At 50.3% G+C, this 19935-nt stretch carries 20 protein-coding genes; 13 read left to right on the top strand and 7 right to left on the bottom strand.

The window, feature by feature from the left end; genetic code table 11:
• Positions 1–17 precede the first annotated feature (17 nt).
• Complete coding sequence (locus VMW30_00585) at positions 18–779, top strand: peptidylprolyl isomerase (GenBank protein ID HUW86864.1); 762 nt, start codon at positions 18–20, stop codon at positions 777–779.
• A 29-nt stretch (positions 780–808) separates the two neighbouring features.
• Here the strand turns inward: VMW30_00585 and VMW30_00580 are convergent, their stop codons facing one another.
• The gene (locus VMW30_00580) at positions 809–1798 is read right to left on the bottom strand and encodes a sodium:calcium antiporter (GenBank protein ID HUW86863.1); all 990 of its coding nucleotides are present in this window, start codon (positions 1796–1798) and stop codon (positions 809–811) included.
• A 76-nt stretch (positions 1799–1874) separates the two neighbouring features.
• A complete protein-coding gene (locus VMW30_00575; protein HUW86862.1) occupies positions 1875–2597 on the bottom strand; it encodes a PIG-L deacetylase family protein in 723 nt (240 codons plus the stop codon).
• A gap of 55 nt (positions 2598–2652) precedes the next feature.
• On the opposite strand from VMW30_00575, the gene pcrA reads away from it, so the two are divergent.
• The 12 genes from pcrA (at position 2653) to VMW30_00515 (ending at position 15117) form a co-directional block, all read left to right on the top strand.
• The gene (pcrA, locus tag VMW30_00570) at positions 2653–4935 is read left to right on the top strand and encodes a DNA helicase PcrA (protein ID HUW86861.1); all 2283 of its coding nucleotides are present in this window, start codon (positions 2653–2655) and stop codon (positions 4933–4935) included.
• Positions 4936–4982: 47 nt separating this feature from the next.
• On the top strand, positions 4983–6146 hold the full coding sequence (sucC, locus tag VMW30_00565) for an ADP-forming succinate--CoA ligase subunit beta (GenBank protein ID HUW86860.1): 1164 nt from the start codon (positions 4983–4985) through the stop codon (positions 6144–6146).
• Positions 6146–7027 (top strand): succinate--CoA ligase subunit alpha, encoded by an 882-nt coding sequence (sucD, locus tag VMW30_00560; GenBank protein ID HUW86859.1) that lies wholly within the window; start codon positions 6146–6148, stop codon positions 7025–7027. Before sucC ends, sucD begins: the two co-directional genes overlap by 1 nt.
• Before the next feature lie 5 nt (positions 7028–7032).
• Positions 7033–8142, top strand: coding sequence for a DUF6350 family protein (locus tag VMW30_00555; GenBank protein HUW86858.1), 1110 nt, complete (start codon positions 7033–7035; stop codon positions 8140–8142).
• Complete coding sequence (purN, locus tag VMW30_00550) at positions 8139–8714, top strand: phosphoribosylglycinamide formyltransferase (protein ID HUW86857.1); 576 nt, start codon at positions 8139–8141, stop codon at positions 8712–8714. The genes VMW30_00555 and purN overlap by 4 nt, the downstream gene beginning before the upstream one ends.
• Positions 8707–10251 (top strand): bifunctional phosphoribosylaminoimidazolecarboxamide formyltransferase/IMP cyclohydrolase, encoded by a 1545-nt coding sequence (gene purH, locus VMW30_00545; protein HUW86856.1) that lies wholly within the window; start codon positions 8707–8709, stop codon positions 10249–10251. Before purN ends, purH begins: the two co-directional genes overlap by 8 nt.
• A 48-nt stretch (positions 10252–10299) precedes the next feature.
• The gene (locus tag VMW30_00540; protein ID HUW86855.1) at positions 10300–11139 is read left to right on the top strand and encodes a bifunctional methylenetetrahydrofolate dehydrogenase/methenyltetrahydrofolate cyclohydrolase; all 840 of its coding nucleotides are present in this window, start codon (positions 10300–10302) and stop codon (positions 11137–11139) included.
• On the top strand, positions 11130–11357 hold the full coding sequence (locus tag VMW30_00535) for a hypothetical protein (GenBank protein ID HUW86854.1): 228 nt from the start codon (positions 11130–11132) through the stop codon (positions 11355–11357). Before VMW30_00540 ends, VMW30_00535 begins: the two co-directional genes overlap by 10 nt.
• A gap of 65 nt (positions 11358–11422) precedes the next feature.
• Positions 11423–12373, top strand: coding sequence for a malate dehydrogenase (gene mdh, locus VMW30_00530; protein HUW86853.1), 951 nt, complete (start codon positions 11423–11425; stop codon positions 12371–12373).
• A 38-nt stretch (positions 12374–12411) separates the two neighbouring features.
• Positions 12412–13626, top strand: coding sequence for an NADP-dependent isocitrate dehydrogenase (locus VMW30_00525; protein ID HUW86852.1), 1215 nt, complete (start codon positions 12412–12414; stop codon positions 13624–13626).
• A gap of 8 nt (positions 13627–13634) precedes the next feature.
• Complete coding sequence (locus tag VMW30_00520; GenBank protein ID HUW86851.1) at positions 13635–14357, top strand: Type 1 glutamine amidotransferase-like domain-containing protein; 723 nt, start codon at positions 13635–13637, stop codon at positions 14355–14357.
• A gap of 235 nt (positions 14358–14592) precedes the next feature.
• On the top strand, positions 14593–15117 hold the full coding sequence (locus VMW30_00515) for a GNAT family N-acetyltransferase (protein HUW86850.1): 525 nt from the start codon (positions 14593–14595) through the stop codon (positions 15115–15117).
• Between the two features lie 92 nt (positions 15118–15209).
• Here the strand turns inward: VMW30_00515 and VMW30_00510 are convergent, their stop codons facing one another.
• From VMW30_00510 to VMW30_00490, 5 genes are all read right to left on the bottom strand, one after another.
• Positions 15210–15815, bottom strand: coding sequence for a hypothetical protein (locus VMW30_00510; GenBank protein ID HUW86849.1), 606 nt, complete (start codon positions 15813–15815; stop codon positions 15210–15212).
• A 1036-nt stretch (positions 15816–16851) separates the two neighbouring features.
• Positions 16852–17244 (bottom strand): hypothetical protein, encoded by a 393-nt coding sequence (locus VMW30_00505; protein ID HUW86848.1) that lies wholly within the window; start codon positions 17242–17244, stop codon positions 16852–16854.
• The gene (locus VMW30_00500) at positions 17241–18200 is read right to left on the bottom strand and encodes a hypothetical protein (protein ID HUW86847.1); all 960 of its coding nucleotides are present in this window, start codon (positions 18198–18200) and stop codon (positions 17241–17243) included. The genes VMW30_00505 and VMW30_00500 overlap by 4 nt, the downstream gene beginning before the upstream one ends.
• The gene (locus tag VMW30_00495) at positions 18197–19546 is read right to left on the bottom strand and encodes a hypothetical protein (GenBank protein ID HUW86846.1); all 1350 of its coding nucleotides are present in this window, start codon (positions 19544–19546) and stop codon (positions 18197–18199) included. The genes VMW30_00500 and VMW30_00495 overlap by 4 nt, the downstream gene beginning before the upstream one ends.
• A gap of 1 nt (position 19547) precedes the next feature.
• On the bottom strand, positions 19548–19883 hold the full coding sequence (locus VMW30_00490; GenBank protein HUW86845.1) for a PadR family transcriptional regulator: 336 nt from the start codon (positions 19881–19883) through the stop codon (positions 19548–19550).
• Positions 19884–19935: the final 52 nt, after the last annotated feature.

Genomic DNA, 19935 nt, shown 5'->3' with positions numbered 1-19935 from the left:
TACGAAAGGCTCACACCGTGAAACGTGGAATCTATTTTGGCTTAGTCGTCCTACTTGTCGCCACTCTTTCTGCATGCTCGTCGACACCGAAAAAGAGTGTCGCTACACCTTCGGCTACTCCTCCATCAACGGCTACTCCTTCCGCATCGGCAACTACTCCATCGGCTACTCCTTCCGCATCGGCAACTACTCCATCGATGGCAGCAACAACGCTTGCTTCTGGAGTCGCATGCAAGGACACAACAGCGCTCGGTCACAGTCCAATAACGATTACTCCGCCAAGCACAATGACAAAGGGTCGAATGGGAACATTCACCCTTGTAACAAATTGTGGAAACATTGTTATTGAAACAAATGGAGTTAAAGCGCCGGTAACCATGACTGCCTTAACCGCGTTAGCGACGGGCGGATATTTCAATGCATCCCTTTGCCACCGTCTCACTACGGCAGGTATTTATGTGTTGCAGTGTGGGGATCCAACGGCCACAGGATCTGGTGGGCCAGGATTCACTTTTCAGGACGAGAATTTACCTCAGCAGGTAGCAAACAATTATCCAGAGGGAACAGTCGCAATGGCGAATTCAGGTCCATCAACAAATGGCAGCCAATTCTTCTTGGTATATGCCAACACCACACTTGGAGCTAATTACACCATCTGGGGCAAAATCACTTCAGGACTCAATATTGTAAAGGCCATTGCAGCAGCAGGTGTTGCTGGCGGCGGTTCTGACGGAACTCCAGCTGTCAAGATCGCAATCGAAAAGGTAATCGTTAGCTAGGCGCCGACCAATTAAACCTTGGAAGTGTATTAACCAATCAGGAATAGCCCGACGGCAAAGATGCCGTAAAATATCCCCACGATTGAAATTTTAAATGGGGTGAATTGTTCTGTGCGGAGTAGGGCTAAGAGGTAGACAATCGCCGCAATTGTCACTGCCCCAGAAAGCATCAAAGGTCCATCAAACTTCCACGGAGTAAACAATAACCCGAGTCCAGATGGAACTGTTGCTTGAATCATCATTGCTCCGCTGATGTTTGCCAGGGCTAGTGAAGTCTTACCCTGTCGAATCCAAATAATCGCGTTCATTACTTCCGGGAGTTCAGTTGCCACGGGCGATAGCAAGAGAGCAGTGACTGTTGCCGAAAGCCCTAGCGCTGGTCCCACCCATTCAAGTTGTGCAACAAATAATTGAGAAGTAATAAATATGACTAGGAGGCTTGCCAGGGTTTGGACTCCTATCGCCCATCCCGATGGGACTATCTTTTTTGGTTGCAGTTTCAAGGGCTCTAACTCGGCAGCGCTGTGCTTTTCGGAATCTGCCCTCATCTCTTTGATGAAATAGGCACCGTAAGCAGCGAAGAAAAGGAGTCCGAGCCATGGCTTGAATGAAAAAGCAACAAGCCCAAGCGAAACTTTTACAAGAAAGATCATCAAGAACCATTGCTGATCACGAGGAAGCTGACTCAGGTCCACATCCTTCAATGGTTCGGGCCCATGTTTTTTGTTTAACAAGATATAGCCAGAGACGCCATAAGCAATTGTCGCCAGAGCAAGCGGCCCTCCCATTGCGGCCCCAACTCCAATCTCCTTTGACTCGACCGTGTGGCCCATAGTGACTGCGACTAGAGTCACCACACTCTCAGGCAAGGCAGTTCCGATTGCGGCCAAGACAGTTCCAATGGCAATGGTTCCCATTTCTAGGCGAACCCCAAGCCATTCAACGGCGTTTACAAACCACTCGCAGGCAAGATAAATCGCGATTGCACATGTCAGCAATAAAAGAACGTGAAGAAACATTTCCTAGAGTGCATTCCAAAGGTATGGACAGTAAATGGATTGGTGGTTGCCGAAACCACGGGCAGCGGGGGTGAGCTTAATTGGTGTTAACGATCTTAAAAGCTTCTGCAATTCTGCCTTTCGCAAACCCTGCAGTTTCCGCATTCCGTTCTCCCCACGAGCGAACCATATTCTCCATTTCAGGGTTATGGGCCGTTTGGGAAACATGTGAGTGAAGAGTCGCCATCTTGAGATGAAAGAAATCAGTGATATCTACAAAGTGATCTGGCCGTGCGTGTGAAGTGACCCAAACTTCTTTGACGCGACAGGTCTTTAGGCCTTCTTCAAGCATCTCTGGAAAAGCAAAAGGATTTCGCGCATCCGGGTACACCGCTTGAATTGCCGCCTCACCCGCTGCAAGATGGTCAGGGTGACTTGCACCTATGCGTTCCCAGTTTCTTTCAGGACTCTGAATAACCATACGATCAGGTTGCGCGATGCGGATAGCACGAACAATATCTTTGCGAAGTCCAAGTGTTGGTTCGAGCGAACCATCGCGATAGTTGAGGAAGGTAATGTCAGTAACACCAATAGCTGCACCCGCCGCACGTTGTTCTTTCTGACGCACGGCAGGCATTTCTTCGACAGGAATACCCGACTCTTCTCCGCCTTGATCTCCATTTGTACAGATGCAATATGAGACATGGATACCTTGCTTGATCCAAGATGAGATGGTCCCGGAGGCACCGAAATCAGAGTCATCCGGATGAGCGCTCACGACCAATACTCTCTTGATCTCGCTATCGTCCAACGGTTGCATGCGCTCTCCTTAAGTCAAACAAAACCAGTCAGTGAAGCCTAATAGACTTCACCCCATGACGATGCCTGATCCATTGCTAGACGGGCTGAATCCGCAACAAGCAGCCGCAGTTATTCACGAAGGCGGCCCACTTCTGGTCGTGGCAGGTGCAGGGTCGGGAAAGACACGCGTTCTGACCCGCCGCATCGCTTACTTGATGCAAAGGCGGGACGTAAAGTCCTATGAGATCCTGGCAATCACTTTCACAAATAAGGCAGCGGGAGAGATGAAGGACCGAGTCACCGAGTTGGTGGGACAAGTGGCGCGTTCTATGTGGGTCTCTACTTTTCACTCGGCGTGTGTTCGCCTGCTTCGTCAGGAAGCCACCCGCTTAGGTTATACAAACTCATTCAGTATTTATGACCAATCGGATAGTTTGCAACTGATAAAGATAATTATGAAGTCTCTAAACCGTGACGAAGAAGCCGTCACGCCGCGGCAGATTCAAGCGAGTATCTCAAATGCCAAGAATGAGTTGAAGGGGCCACGAGACTATGCGGGGACTGCCGATAACCCCGTTGAAAAGGTAGTCGCAGAAGTCTACGGCATCTATCAGAGGAGGTTAGCCGACGCGAATGCAATGGATTTCGATGATTTGATAATGAAATCCGTGGAAGTGCTGCAACGTTTTCCGGAAAGTCGAGATCGTTTTCGCTCGCGATTTCGCCATGTTCTCGTTGACGAGTACCAAGACACTAATCACGCCCAATACATACTGATTCGGGAAATTGTTGGGGATGAGAAGGATGGCTTTCAACCCGCCGAACTCTGCGTTGTTGGAGATGCAGACCAATCAATTTATGGTTTTCGTGGTGCGACGATCCGCAATATTTTGCAGTTTGAATTAGATTACCCAAAAGCAAAAGCAATTCTCCTTGAGCAGAATTATCGGTCGACTCAGAATATTTTGAGCGCAGCTAACGCCGTGATAGCCGAAAATCAAAATCGAAAGGAAAAGAACTTGTGGTCAGCGCAGGGTCCAGGAACGCCGCTGGTCGGGTACGTTGCCAGGAATGAACACGAGGAAGCCAAGTTCATCGTCAGGGAAATTCGAAGTCTTAGAACCCAAGGGGTATCTGAATTAGGCGATACCGCGATTTTTTATCGGACCAATGCCCAGTCGCGAGCTCTGGAACGCGCGTTGGCTCTTGATGGCATGCCTTATAAGGTGGTTGGTGGGCAAAAATTCTACGACCGCAAAGAAGTAAAGGACGTTCTGGCCTATCTGCACGTAGTTGTGAATAGAGACGATGAAATTTCTTTGAGACGCATAATCAATTTTCCTGCCAGGGCTATTAGTGAAAAAACCTTGGACATGGTTGATTCGTTTGCACGCAAGACGGACATCCCATTTAGAGAGGCACTAAGTCGGTGTGTCGAAATCCAAGAGCTACGCGCGAAACCCGTAGAGGCTGTTGGTCAATTCTTGGGAATGATTAACGAAATTAGTCAATTGGTCGAAGCTAAAACTAAACCCTCTGCGATTATTGAAGCTCTTCTCACGCGAACTCGGATTATCGAACTATTAGAGAAAACCGAAGATCCTCAAGATGCCGTTCGCATAGAGAATATCGAGGCGCTCATTGCTGATTCGATCGAGTACGAAAATACTCCTTTGGATGAATTAGGGGATGACGAGACTATTTCGCTTGGAGGTTTTCTGGAAAAGGTTTCACTCGTGGCTGACGCTGATGATATCCCCCAGGGGGAGGATCATGGCGGAGTGGTGACTTTAATGACGCTCCACACTGCGAAGGGATTGGAATTCCCGACGGTGTTCCTTACGGGAATGGAACGAGGTGTGTTTCCTCATTTTCGCGCACTTGAAGATAACAGTGAGATGGAAGAAGAAAGACGACTCGCATACGTTGGTCTCACTCGCGCAAAGGAACGTCTCTACGTTACCCGCGCAGAGGAGCGAACCATGTGGAAGGGAGTGATGTCATCTTCGCCGTCTGAATTTCTTGACGAGATCCCACGGGCGGTCATTGAGTGGCGTGAAGTGGAAGAGGCTGACGAATGGCGAAATGCTGCGGCATCACGTAATTGGTCAAAAAAGGGAAACAGTTTTCCGACCACGAAGCGACGAGATATTACAACCCCACCAGCCCGGCCTACTGGGAAAATATCTGCGCCCATCGAACTTGCCGTAGGAGATCGTGTGTCTCACGACACATTCGGGCTTGGAAAGGTGGTCTCCCTGGCAGGGGAAGGAAACAACGCGGCCGTAAACGTGGATTTTGGTTCGCTAGGAGAGAAGAGATTGCTCCTGCGTTATGCACCCGTGGAGAAGCTCTAGGATTACTCCCGTTCGCACGTACATCGATTTGGGAAATGGAGTTCCGCGTGGATCTCTTTGAATATCAAGCTCGCGATCTTTTCGAAAAGCACGGCGTACCAGTTTTAGCGGGCGCGGTTGCAACTACTCCTGATGAAGCAGAGGCGGCAGCTAGAGCCATTGGTGGCAAAGTTGTTGTCAAAGCTCAGGTCAAAGTGGGTGGAAGAGGCAAAGCAGGTGGCGTAAAGCTTGCAGAGAATGCCACCGATGCGCGCGAGAAGGCCGCCGCAATTTTAGGCATGGACATAAAGAGTCACATAGTTGGAAAAGTGATGATCGCCCAAGCTGCCCCGATTGATTCTGAGTATTACCTGGCGATCTTGTTGGATCGATCAAACCGAACATTTTTGGTGATGGCCTCCGTTGCAGGTGGAATGGATATCGAAGCCGTCGCGCGTGATACTCCCGAGAAACTTCTCAAGGTGCCTGTCAATACGATCGAAGGTTTATCAAAATCTGCGGCGCTAAAGATTATTCAAGACGCCGCATTCCCAGGAGACATAGTCGATCAAGTTGCTGACACTCTTGTGTTGCTCTGGGGTGTATTTACCTCTGAAGATGCAACGCTGGTAGAAGTTAATCCTCTGGTAAAAACAACTGATGGTCGGATTATCGCCCTTGATGGCAAAGTCACACTTGATGACAACGCTGACTTCCGCCACCCGGACCACGAAGCCTTGATCGATCGTTCGGCCACTAACGCACTTGAGGAAGAGGCCAAGGCCAAGAACCTCAATTATGTAAAACTTGACGGGGAAGTTGGAATTATTGGAAATGGCGCCGGGCTCGTCATGAGCACCCTCGATGTGGTTGCCTACGCCGGCGAGAAGTTCGGTGGCGTCAGGCCAGCTAACTTCCTTGACATTGGCGGAGGAGCATCGGCGCAAGTGATGGCTGATGGTCTCTCCATTATCTTGGGCGATAAGGATGTCAAGAGTGTTTTTGTAAACGTCTTTGGCGGAATAACCGCCTGTGATGCGGTTGCCAGCGGAATTGTCCAAGCCCTTGAGATTTTGGGCGATCGTGCAACCAAGCCGATCGTGGTCCGTTTGGATGGAAATAATGTTATTGAAGGGCGCAAAATTTTGACGGATGCGGCGCACCCACTCATTGAACAACAAGACACTATGGATGGCGCAGCATCTCGCGCCGCAGAATTGGCGGCAAAATAATGTCAATCTTCATCGATAAGGAAAGTCGTGTCATCGTCCAAGGTATGACTGGTTCGGAAGGAACCAAACACACTCGCAGGATGTTGGCTGCAGGGACAAATATTGTTGGCGGAGTTACACCGGGTAAAGGCGGAATGATCGTCGATATCGATGGGCATCTTCTTCCGGTCTACAACACAGTTCAAGAGGCAGTTGCAGGGACATCGGCAAATACATCGGTTGTCTTCGTGCCACCACGTTTTGCAAAGGCTGCCGTTATTGACGCGATTGACGCGGCGATTCCTCTCGTTGTAGTTATTACGGAAGGAATTCCAGTCCACGATACCGCCGCCTTCTTTGCATACTCACAGAGCAAGGGTGTCACGAGAATCATTGGACCAAACTGCCCGGGAATTATTACTCCGGGCCAATCAAATGTGGGCATCATTCCGGCCGACATCACGGGATCTGGACCGATCGGACTTGTGTCGAAATCGGGAACATTGACCTACCAAATGATGTTCGAACTTAATGACATTGGAATGAGCACCGCGGTTGGTATTGGTGGAGACCCTGTCATTGGGACCACGCACATTGACTGCCTGCGTGCCTTCCAAGATGATCCAGCCACGGAGGCAATCGTCATGATCGGTGAAATTGGTGGAGATGCCGAAGAGCGTGCCGCTCAATTCATCAGTGAATATGTCACCAAGCCAGTTGTTGGGTATGTCGCTGGATTTACTGCCCCTGAAGGCAAGACAATGGGGCATGCGGGAGCAATCGTCTCTGGTTCGTCAGGAACTGCCCAGGGTAAGCAGGATGCACTTGAAGCTGCTGGTGTTCGAGTTGGCAAGACTCCAAGTGAAACCGCGCGCCTCATGCGCGCAATTCTGAAGCGGTAGCACCAATGTTCCAACGTGTCCTGTGGGTCTCGCTGACACAGGCACTGCGGAGCGTCGCGTTAGTGCTCTTACCTACTGCCTTCATTGCACTTGTCGCATGGGCTACTGCCGGAAGTAGTAATGGAAATACTGGCGAGCCTATGAAAGTTGCGGTTTGGATCTGGCTTGCCGCCCATCACGTCCCATTCAACCTGGTTCTTCCACCAGCAGACCAGATTGGTTTCTTCTCTTACTTGCCAATTGGCGCACTCCTGTTCCCGCTCCTCGCCCTTCGCGTCAGTTTTATTCGCGCCAAGGATCGTCTGGAACAGGATGAACGAGCCATTCGTCTCGCGCGACTTTTTATAGTTGTTTTCTATACATCCATGGTGACCTTGTTGGCTTGGGGCACAAGTACAACGGCCGTAAAGCCAGTTCTCTATTGGGCGCCGATTGCCTCTGTGCTTCTTGTACTTTTAGCGACGGCGCCTTGGCCAGCATTAAGAGAGTTGGGGATTTTTAACTCAACGCGCTTTGCTTCGCGGATTATGGCAATTGCAATTGGTGTCTCTTCCATTGTGCTTGGAATTTCTCTGGCATTGAATACGAAGACAATTGAAAACTTGATTGTGGTTTTAGAACCAGGTTGGCTAGGGGGAGTTCTTCTCCTATTGCTCAACATTCTCTATCTACCCAATGCGATCATCGCCACGTTTTCATACTTAGTCGGTCCTGGATTCGCTCTTGGAGCGGGCACTCTTATCTCTCCGCTCACGCATAGAATTTCTGAAATACCTGCCTTGCCATTACTTGGAGCGCTTCCAACGGGAAGGCATCCGTCAGTCATCTTCGCGACAGTTCTAGTGGCCGTGGCTGGGATGCTCCTCTATATAAAAACCCGCAAGAATGGTTTTCGCGAACTTGCGACCGGTTTTATCTTCATAATCTCTAGTGTGGCACTTCTCGCTTTTCTTGCCAGTGGCGCCCTCATGACCGATGCCATGCGAACCGTCGGAGTCTCTCCATGGCAACTTACTGCTGCAATTGCAGTCGAGCTTGGAGTAGGAATTTCTCTCGCGTGGGGGATACCAGCTACTCGCAATTACGTTGTAGAGCGGCGAGGAGCAACCAAATGAAAAAATGTATTGTGATACTAGCCTCAGGAAGCGGATCTCTGGCTCAGGCAATTATGGATGCCGTCAATGATGGCGAACTCGATATTCACATTCTCGAGGTGATTTCAGATAAGCCTGGAGCGCAGGTCTTGGAGAGGGCAGAGAAATCTGGCATCAAGACTTTCGTTCACCCCATGCTTCCTAATCGAGTGGAGTGGGATTTTGAATTAATGCGTCACATTGAATCCCTCAATCCTGATCTCGTGGTGAGCGTCGGATTCATGCGAATTCTTTCGCCGGAATTCGTATCAAAGTTCAAGATGATTAATACGCATCCAGCTCTCTTGCCGAAATTTCCAGGAGCACATCCTGTCCGAGATGCCTTGGCAGCGGGAGTGGCGGTCACGGGAGCCACGGTTCACTGGGTGGATTCCGGCGTCGATTCCGGGGAAGTTATTGCACAAACCGAAGTGGAGGTCTTGCCAGGAGACAGTGAGAGCACTCTTCACGAGCGCATTAAGATTGTCGAGCAAGGTCTCATCGTCGAGACTCTCAAAAAACTTCTACCCACTCTGGAGAGCGACCATGTCTGATCGCAAAAACATCCGCCGCGCGCTAGTGAGCGTTTATGACAAGACCGGTCTTGTCGAACTAGGCACAGCCCTTGCTCAGGCGGATGTTGAGATTCTCTCAACTGGTAGCACAGCCAAGACTTTGCGCGATGCTGGAATTGCCGTCATTGAGGTTGGCGATTACACCGGCTTTCCAGAGATTATGGGCGGAAGGGTCAAGACCCTGCATCCACGTATTCACTCGGGAATTCTTGCCGACCAGTCCAACCCAGAGCACCTTGCGCAGATCGCTCTCCATGAGATTGCCCCTTTTGATCTTGTAGTTGTGAATCTCTATCCCTTCGCTGCGACTATCGCATCTGGTGCCAATTTTGCAGAATGCATAGAGCAGATTGATATTGGCGGACCTTCCATGCTCCGCGGAGCGGCAAAGAATCATGGTTCTGTTGCTGTGATTTGCTCGCCTAGCCAATACGGCGTGCTTCACGAAGCCATAAAGTCTGGTGGATTCACAGCGCAACAGCGGCAGGAGCTCGCTCTCGCAGTCTTTCGTACCACTGCCGAATACGATCTTTCGATTGCCAATTGGCTTGGTTCAGGTGAGAGTGAATTGCCACAGTGGTTTGGGCAGATCTGGCAACAGAAGAACGGGCTCCGCTACGGTGAGAATCCACACCAGGCCGCTGCGATCTATTCAAATAGTGGCGCTTCCAGTGGACTGGTTGGTGCCACCCAACTGCACGGCAAAGAGATGTCCTTCAATAATTACACAGACGCGGATGCCGCCTGGCGCGCCGCTCACGATCATTCGGAACCCTGTGTGGCAATAATCAAGCATGCCAATCCATGTGGAATTGCTATCGGAGCAACAATTGCCAAGGCTCATCAACGGGCGCACGAATGTGATCCGGTTTCTGCCTTTGGCGGAGTTGTGGCAGCGAATCGTGAAGTTGATGTGGAGATGGCGCAGGCCCTTTCACATATTTTTACTGAGGTGGTAATCGCTCCAAGTTATGCACTTGATGCGGTAGAGATTTTAAGTAAGAAGCCATCCATCCGCATCTTGCAGTGTGATGACGGGGTGATATCGGAACGAGAACTTCGTCCAGTTTCGGGTGGGATGCTGGTGCAACAGACGGATCTCGTGGATGCTCCAGGAGATATGCCGGCCAACTGGACGCAGGTCTGCGGTCCAGTCATTTCACCCGAGTTGATGGAGGATCTTAATTTTGCCTGGCGTGCAGTCCGGGCAGTGAAGAGCAATGCCATCTTGTTGGCAAAAGACGGCGCTTCTGTCGGGATTGGAATGGGACAGGTCAATAGGGTGGATTCGGCGCGATTAGCCGTGATACGTGGGGGTGAGAGAGTGGCTGGGTCGGTCGCGGCCAGTGATGCCTTCTTCCCGTTTGCTGACGGCCTGGAAATTTTGTTGGAGGCAGGTGTGCTTGCCGTTGTTCAACCGGGCGGAAGTGTCCGCGATGAAGAAGTAATCGAGGCGGCAAAGAAGCGGAATATCGCCATGTTTTTCACAGGTGTGCGCCATTTCTCTCATGCTTAGTCGCCTAGAGGACTGATAAACCACCAGATAAAGCATTAGATTATGGGCATGAGTGCACAGATACTGGATGGGAAGGCTCTCGCCAGCAAAATTAAAGGCGAGCTCACCAAGGAAGTTTTCGAATTAAAAGCTTTGGGAAGAGCACCCGGACTCGGCACAGTTCTGGTTGGTGATGATCCCGGATCGCATTCGTATGTATCTGGCAAGCACCGTGATTGCCACGAAGTTGGAATTACCTCTATCCGAGTAGATCTTCCTGACTCCGCAACGGAGAAAGATGTTCTCGCTGCGATCAAAGATCTCAACGCTTCTAAGGAATGCACTGGCTACATAGTTCAGTTGCCATTGCCCCGTGGCATAAATTCCCAGAAGATATTGGAGGCGATTGATCCGGAAAAAGATGCGGATGGATTGCACCCACTCAACCTTGGCCGACTAGTAAGTGGCGAAGATGCACCGCTGCCTTGTACTCCTCGCGGGATTGTGGAATTGCTCCGTCATTACGGGGTTGACCTCGATGGGGCTGAGGTCACTGTGATTGGTCGAGGCTTGACCGTGGGTCGGCCGCTTGGTCTGCTCCTCACACGCAAGAGTGAGAACTCCACGGTGACGTTGACACACACCGGGACGAAGGATTTGGTTCGACACACAAAGAATGCCGATGTTGTGGTCGCCGCAATCGGTAAAGCTCATTTCCTCACCGCGGAGATGATCAAGCCGGGAGCGGCGATTGTTGATGTCGGAATATCCCGCACGGAGGCTGGGTTATTAGGCGATGTTCACCCAAACGTGATGGAGGTGGCTGGCTATGTCGCCCCAATGCCTGGCGGAGTGGGTCCAATGACGCGGGCAATGCTCCTCAAAAACGTCGTGGAAGCATGTCGCTAGCCCCGCGTTTCCTCTCTCTTTCGGGTTACACCTTTGTCCTCTTCGGAGTAACCCTCGGAATGCTAGGTGCGGTTCAAATAGGGTCAATTTTGGTTGCGATTGGTATGGCAGGAGTGGGTATGTCCACTCCTCGAGTGAGCACAGTGGGGCGCTTCCTGCCCTTGGCAATAGCGCTAGCGCTCTTCGCCCTGGCGTTAGCGCTTCCCCGCGGGCGGTAGAGTTATCTTGATGTCAAGAGAGTTTGCTACAGACTAAACACTGATGAACGTCGAAGGAGACGAAGATGGGTAAGAAAGTTAGCGTCATTGGAGCAGGTTTCTACGGATCAACAACCGCTCTGCGATTAGCGCAGTACAACATTTTTGATACCGTCGTATTGACAGACATTGTCGAAGGCAAACCAGAAGGAATTGCTCTCGACATCAACCAATCGCGATCCATCGAGGGATTTGAAACAAAAGTTATTGGCGCGACCACGACCGCAGAAGGCGCAGGATATGAAGCCACTGCCAATTCAGATGTAGTCGTGATCACTGCGGGACTTCCGCGAAAGCCGGGTATGAGTCGGATGGATCTCATCGGGGTCAATGCAGGAATCGTCCGTGGTGTTGCAGAGAATATTGCCAAGCACAGTCCCAACGCTGTCGTCATCGTTGTATCAAATCCTCTTGATGAGATGACTGCTCTGGCTCAGATCGCGACAGGTTTTCCAAAGAATCGAGTAATGGGGCAGGCCGGAATGCTCGACACGGCTCGCTTCACGAATTTTGTGGCTGAGAAACTCAATGTGCCAGTGGCTTCAGTCAAGACTCTCACCCTCGGTTCGCACGGTGACACGATGGTTCCAGTTCCAAGCAAGTGCACCGTTGGTGGAGTCCCACTCTCGGAGAAGTTATCTGCGCAAGAGATTGAAGAATTAGTAACCAGAACACGCAATGGCGGAGCCGAAATAGTTGCCCTTCTCAAGACAGGTTCGGCTTACTACGCACCTTCCGCAGCGGCTGCACGAATGGCCAAAGCGGTCATTGAGGACTCAGGTGCAGTCATGCCTGTTTGCGCTTGGGTCGATGGCGAGTATGGAATTTCCGGGGTGTACCTAGGAGTGGAAGCAGAAATTGGCAAGACGGGAATCCGCAAAGTTGTCGAAACAGACCTCTCGGCTCCTGAATTGGAAGCACTCAAGGGTGCAGCCGAAGCCGTGCGCGCCAAGCAAGCAGATGTACAGAGCCTTTAAATCCATCGACGAATTGAGAGCAGAAGAAGATGACTAATATCAATAAAATTAAGGTGACGGGAACCGTTGTCGAACTTGATGGCGATGAGATGACTCGCATCATCTGGCAGTTTATTAAGGATCAGTTGATTCTGCCCTACCTCGACATCAATCTCGAATATTACGATCTTGGCATTGAACATCGCGATGCAACAAATGACCAAGTAACCATTGATTCAGCCCACGCAATTCAGAAGCACGGTGTAGGAGTGAAGTGCGCGACCATCACTCCTGATGAAGCTCGTGTGAAGGAATTTGGTCTCAAGCAGATGTGGAAGTCTCCCAACGGAACAATCCGCAACATCTTGGGTGGCGTAATTTTCCGCGAGCCGATCATCATCAGCAATGTGCCTCGCTTGGTTCCACAGTGGACCAAGCCAATTGTTATCGGCCGTCACGCCTTCGGAGACCAGTACAAAGCAACTGACTTCTTGGTACCCGGTGCCGGCAAAGTAACAATGACTTTCACTCCCGAAGATGGTTCAAAACCAGTGGAGTATGAAGTCTTCGATTTCCAGAGTTCGGGAATTGCCATGGGCATGTACAACGTCGATGCATCAATCCGCGATTTCGCGCGCGCTTCTCTAAATTATGGATTGAAGCGCAACTATCCCGTCTTCCTTTCCACAAAAAACACAATCCTCAAGGCATACGACGGACGGTTCAAAGATATCTTCCAAGAAATCTATGAGGCAGAGTTCAAAGCAGCCTTTGAGAAGCAGGGCATTACTTATGAACACCGCCTCATCGATGACATGGTGGCTACTTCTCTTCGCTGGGAAGGTGGGTATGTCTGGGCTTGTAAGAACTATGACGGCGATGTTCAATCAGATACCGTTGCGCAGGGTTATGGCTCACTTGGTCTGATGACTAGTGTGTTGATGAGTCCAGATGGAAAGACCGTTGAGTCCGAAGCTGCTCATGGAACCGTCACTCGTCACTATCGCCAGCACCAACTAGGAAAGCCAACGTCCACCAATCCCATCGCATCGATCTTTGCGTGGACTCAGGGTCTGGCGCACCGCGCAACATTGGATAACACTCCAGAGTTAGCACGTTTCGCTGCCACTCTCGAGCGTGTATGCATCGAGACCGTCGAGTCCGGCAAGATGACTAAAGACCTAGCAATTCTTATTTCCCCAGATTCTCCATGGCAGACCACCCAAGAGTTCTTGGCCTCTATCGATGAGAATCTTCAGAAAGCAATGGCATAGTTCTTCTTATGCAGAGTCCGACGTGCGGAGCAATCGCGCTCGTTGGATCTGGCGAATATTTGCCAGTGATGACTGCACTTGAAGGTGAATTACTTCAAGCGGCGGTCGCACGCGGCAAAAGTCCGCTCTTTGTTCAATTGCCGACGGCAGCAGGTGCAGAGAGTGATGACCGCCTTAATCACTGGCATCAACTTGGCAAGGCACAAGCTGACCGATTAGGAGTGGCGAATCACTCCCTTCCTCTTTATAACCGCGATGATGCTTTCAACGTAGATTTTACGGAACTTCTTGAAAACGCGGGGCTAATCTATTTGTCGGGTGGCGATCCTCATTACTTGGCGACGACATTGGATGACACACCTGCCTGGAAAGCAATTCTCAATGCATGGAATTCTGGAGCATCATTGATGGGATGTTCGGCAGGTGCCATGGCGATGGGTAGCGAAATCATTGCCATTCGTAAATCTCATGTCACCCGCGGTTTAGGACTATTGCCGAATATCCAAACGATTCCTCATTACGATCGCTTCCTCGGGTGGATTCCGGACCGTGTTGCTTCAACGATTATGCGGGTTGAAGACGGTACCAACTTGATTGGCATCGACGAGAACACGGCGCTCATCCGAGATGGTGCGCAGACTGCATGGAGAGTGTGGGGAGAAGGGAAAGTCCACCTGCTAAATAGATCAGAACCTCATTCATTCGAGGCTGGAGCAGAATTTAGTTTGTAGACATTCGCTGGCGGAGCACGCAAGAATCTTTATCATCGATGAGAATCTCGAGAACACGACGACTCAATGACAGAGTTTTGGATGGGTGTTCTTGACCGAAAATTAGGGCTAATTGTGCGGGCGGCAGAGGGACACACACAAGCCGCCTTGCCCAACCGATTGTCTCTAATTCAATGTCCATTCAGGCGAACGTCGAAACATTATGAAGTCTTTGTCATGTGCAAGGATGACGAACATGGAACTTCGGACTCCACGCCTTATCTTGCGTGAATTTACTCTTGAGGATTTCTCTGCGGTCCACACTTATGCTTCGGACGAAATTGTGACTCGATATACGGACTGGGGACCTAATTCAGTCGAGGACACAGAGGAATTCTTCCGAGAAACCCTCGCCGCCACGCTGGCCGAACCACGAGACTCCTACCTTTTTGCTATCACGATCAATCAAAGCCCGGTAATTGGTTGTGCCCGACTTGGCGTCGTAAGTAGGGTCGATCGTGTGGGAGACCTCGGCTATCTGCTGAACGCCAATTTCTGGGGGCAGGGCATCGCCACCGAGGCGACCCAACGTCTTCTAGCCTTTGGATTTGGCGAACTCGGCCTTCACCGAATCTTTGCAACGTGCCATCCCGACAATATTGGATCATCGCGCGTGCTGGAGAAGACGGGATTTAAACTGGAAGGATGCTTGAAGGATGACAAATTGGTCCGAGGCGCTTATCGAGACTCGCTGCTATACGCCATTTTGGAGAATTCCTGACGTCAGCGGATAGCCAAAAATCCGAATGCATGGGTTGCATTAATGACTAGCCGTATTTCCGAGTCAACTTCCATGTCAGCAAACAACGGCTTCTATGATTCATCCGTCGTTATGTTACGAATCCGATCAATGTCATCATTCTGTAGCATGCCAAATCTCAGCAAAGCGTCCCTTCCAATACCTTTCCGGGACTGAAAATAAACTTCTCTGCGCCTAACTTCCCCGCCTTCGTTTAATGAGTAGGCAATGGAAGCCGTTCCCAAAATCCCATAATCACCAATCCCGTATTCAGGTTCTAACCATTCGAGGCTGAAACCCTGTCCTGCATGAACATACTTCGGGAACGAATCGTGAGCGTCCGCGAACTGAAGGTCTGCCCGACAGGCCCTACCTGGACCATCTTGCGTCACCAATACCCCGATCTCTACCGCCACCGCCCGAACCCAAACGTTTACGCTTGATACCAAATTAAACCAAACGGCTCCGTTCGTGTGGCGGTTGATCTTGATCTCAAAATCAACATTCATTTGTGCCTCAGCAACGAGAGCCGAGCGAAGAGAAGCTTCTGCTGCCGTTCGCGCCGATTCAGCCGAATCCCTTGAAGCTTCTGCGGCCTTTCGAGTTTCCTTGGCAATAGCAAACGTTAGCCACGCGTAAATCGCGGTTACCAACAGCAGCGCGATCGATATCAGCACCATGGGATCCACTATGTCTCCTGACTCGTGATCGACAATCCCGCCGAGGAAAGTGCCAACACAAACAGTACTGCTAAGACCCCTCGTGGCTCCCAAAACTAAACAGGGGTTGCATTAACGATTAGTGGGGTTCGCCATGTTGCTGATCCGAGCAACACCAAAGTCCCTATCTGAATCCCATCCATTTTGGATTATCGCCGTCGGCGCTCGAGAGACTGTATGGGAGTGCCCGCAAGAACGAAGACCATTCATGCTTCTGATCATTTGCTTGTTCCCTGCCTGTAAACGCAACCGCTTCCCTCTCTTTGAGGCTTATTCGCGCTTAACGTCAAGACACTTTGTGGTCTAATTTCAATACTCGGGCAATTCGGCCTTCATTTAATGTGTAAATCCAGATTACGAATATTGCACCGCCTGAATTACAAAGCACATCATCGATATCCGCAACTCGCCAAGTCCAAGCGAAATATTGATAAAACTCGACCCCCAGACTCATGCATAAGCTAAAAAGGAGGGTATGAAATATTTTGCGCCGGCTATTGAAAAGAATCAGATACAACCCAATCGGTACCATGACGGACAGATTTCCAAATAATTGAATCATTCTGTGTTTTAGCGGTGTGCCAGAATCTGACAAATTTTCCGCAATAGTTTTGAATGGTACAAAATTGTAATGACGGGGGTGGCCAAGTGATGGAATCGTCGGAGTCAGGAGATACTTGTAAAGCAATCCCAGATAGACGATAAGGCCAAGAGCATAGATAGCCCTGATCATTTGCGGTCTGGACAATGCCTGTATCCCCTAATTTCGCTTAGGTGCCGAACAGTACCTTCCGCCGGAGTGTGAATGAGGCCCACCACAGGGAGCCGACCGTAGAAGGTGACCTCCCAGTTCTCCCTTTAACGAGTTGGGAGATGGGGTTGCATTAATGACTAGCGGGGTTAGCGAAGTTGTTGTGCGAATGTGTCTCAAGTTCTCTGCAGTTGATACACGATTGACAGATCAAGCGATGGCTCTTATCGCATCCACGCATGTGAGTCAGTCGCAGATGTTCAAAAATCCGGTAGCGCCCGACCTGACCTTGAATGTCTCGACATGTCCAACCTTGTCTCGGAACACCGCAACATCACCTGAGATGCTCAGAGTTCCGTGCTGAAAAGGATTGCCCCAGCCAGATGGGGCGTTGCCAGAGCCATCGTCGAGGACTCCGCCGACACGTTGAAAGTATCTGCCATTACTACGTAGTTCATTGATGCCGCAGTGCGTCATTAGATCAAAGGGCACCAATTGAATTGGCTTTGCTGTCGCAGTTCTAACAGATGTCTTGGCGGGTCCTACCTTTAGTGAGATTGCCAGACCAGCCGTTACCGCTAGTAACGTGGCGCCCAGAATAGTTAAAGAAATTGTCTTCCATGTCAGTTCTCGTTTCATAGCATCTTCCCTGCAAAAGTTTCTATCGTAGCTAGATGAAGCTGCATAGCATTACCGAGTACCCGGAAAAGGCTTGGGGTCAGATGGATCCATCCCTTCGCACCAGTTCCTTCAATTGCCCCGCAGCCACCCATGTGGAGAATGATGGGCGTAATAACATATTTTGGAATAGTAAAAACGAGTCGATAGGTGAGACCTTGGTCAGAGGGGCAAGGAATGGCCCAAGTCCGCATATCGGGCGGTATAGCACAGATAGTTTTTGCCACGGCACGGACGGATGCCGCATTACTCACTGACACTACAGATGGAAACGAGAAGACCGTGGGGTTCATAAATGTTCCACGGCGAACGGTAAGCGTCGTTACTTTATTCGCCACCGTGCACAGCGACAATGAACTCGGCATGGTTTTAGTCTGTGAAGTGGAAGTAGTAGTTATTGCATCCAACTGGGCCCGTAAGGACGCCGAACCCAGGTAAGCAATATATGCCGCGAAGTCAGCGTGAGTAACAACTACGCCGCGGCAGCCATCTCGATTCACCTCGATGATCGTCAACTTCGATCCTGTCGTGGAGCGAATAATCGCTATGTCAACGGCGCCTTGCCCAGCCGGGCACGAGGTCACAATATTGTGGCCATAGACCTCGACCACTGATTTGAGTTGGCTAAGTGTGTGCATCAGTGCGACAGGTGCCAAGGGCAGTGTGATATCTGCGACCAGCATTAGTTTGCTTTCAGCGTTTACCCATCGATATCTGCACAGACGCATAGGCCCGGGCGGTGCGTCAGGGATCCGACCCCCGGACTCATTGGCCACTCTGGGCTGTGCGAGTTGGGCAAAAGTTGCATCGCAAGCGGGAAGTTTCGAAACCGCCACCGCTGTATGAGAAGGCACCGCACATCCGACCAGCATGATGAGAACCGCTGTCGCTCCACTAACCCGGCGAACAACTCTCATGGACTTGTTCCAACATCCATGACTTTATATGTGCTGCCCACTTTCACAATGCTGAGAAAATTGGTCTTTCCAAACTCATTCGCTTTATGAACAACGATAATCGACCAACCAGCGCTAGCCTCTTTAGGAATGAATCCAGAGTAAGCGCCTACGGAGGATCCAATACCGTTTGAGCAGGGCCTTATCCCTTCTGCAAACAGGGCGCGATTAGCTTCTCCCCACATAGTGACTTTCACAGGGAGTAAGTTGCGATCTTTATAGTAATTTTCCGCGAGCTGGATCATTCCGGGAGTGAGGAGGCTCTTCTGATATGGCGTGTTACAGCTGGGCAACACGGAGTTCAGGTACTTATCTGCCGTTAGATTATTGAAATCACTCCAGACTAGACCTCGGGGGGTTCTCAAGCAGATCAGCATTCCACCGCTTATGCCTGGCTTGTTGGTGGCTTCATTCTCCAGGGTGCAGTTGGCACCAATTTGTGTTCCAAGTATGACCTTAACCAAGACTTGCACTTCTTTTTTTGTGTTGTTGTAATCGGCCTGGCTGAAGACAATCATTGAGAACATTGCGATAAGTACCAGGTTGGAAACTAACAACGGCAGGTACCAGAAGTTCCTCTTAGTGGCTTTAAGGTGATTCCCAACGAAGAAGGATCCGACCACCAAGGCTATGAAAAGTAGCAATCCGATGGATCTACGGCCATCCCAGGACGGAATTGGATAAAAGCGCTTTTCGCCAAATGAATCACGCTGATACGAGATCAGTATTGCCAACGTCCAAGCCCGGAGAACCCACCAAACTGGCTTTACTTGATCAAAGGAATTGAGGAGATGAGTGCCGGTTGATGAACGGGAAATACTTCTCTTAAGTCGCGCACTGAATGACATCATCACATCCGTGATCGACTTACCGAGGGCGCGAAGAATGAAAATCACGATGAGAAATGCATATAGGAACAGTACCGAGAAACCGAAAATCGTAGCTCTTTGCAAAATGTTATTGACAGAATTGGAAATGGTAGGCCAAATGCGAAATGGAACTGCAAGGGCAATCATCACCAATAGAGCCGCATACAGAATATTCTTGCTACGTCTCTGTCCGGCCTTCGGAAGTGGAGATGTGTAGCCGGCGGCCTCTAGCCATTGATTCGCGAATAGCGCGGGATCTCCTAGGGCTTCAACTGGACTGAAATCAGCGTCATCCGCTTCAAGCCTCTTGGCTTGGAGAATTTCACGGATCTCATTAAGGATGTCTGCGCGCTCATCATCTCGGACAACATTCAGACTTAGTTCAACCTGCGAAAGATAATTGTCAATTTGGTTTTCGTGATTGCGCGAAGTGCTCATCTCAGCCTTCCTTAGTTCTTGCGATTCGAACGACCGCCTTCATGGCACCAACAAATTGATCCCACTCGCTAAGCCCCTTAAGCAAAGATTTACTTCCAGCGTTAGTTAGCTTGTAATACTTGCGGTGAGGGCCATCTTCCGACGCCACGACATAACATGAAAGTAGCCCAGAAGAATAAAGACGACGAAGGGTTCCGTAGACTGAGGCTTCAGCTACATCGGTAAGTCCGAGTTCGCGCAAACGCCTTACCAGCTCATAGCCGTAGCAATCCTCTTCACTTACAACGCAGAGAACAGCTACATCCAACACGCCCTTAAGAACTTGTGAACTATCCACGCATCTCCACTTCCCACGGTACTATGCAAAGTATAGTAGATCACGGTAGATT

This window comes from Candidatus Paceibacterota bacterium (assembly GCA_035530615.1).
Classification (GTDB): Bacteria; Actinomycetota; Actinomycetes; order Nanopelagicales; family Nanopelagicaceae; genus QYPT01.
Note: the sequence above shows the minus strand (reverse complement) of the source record. Positions and strands in the feature narration are given on the sequence as shown.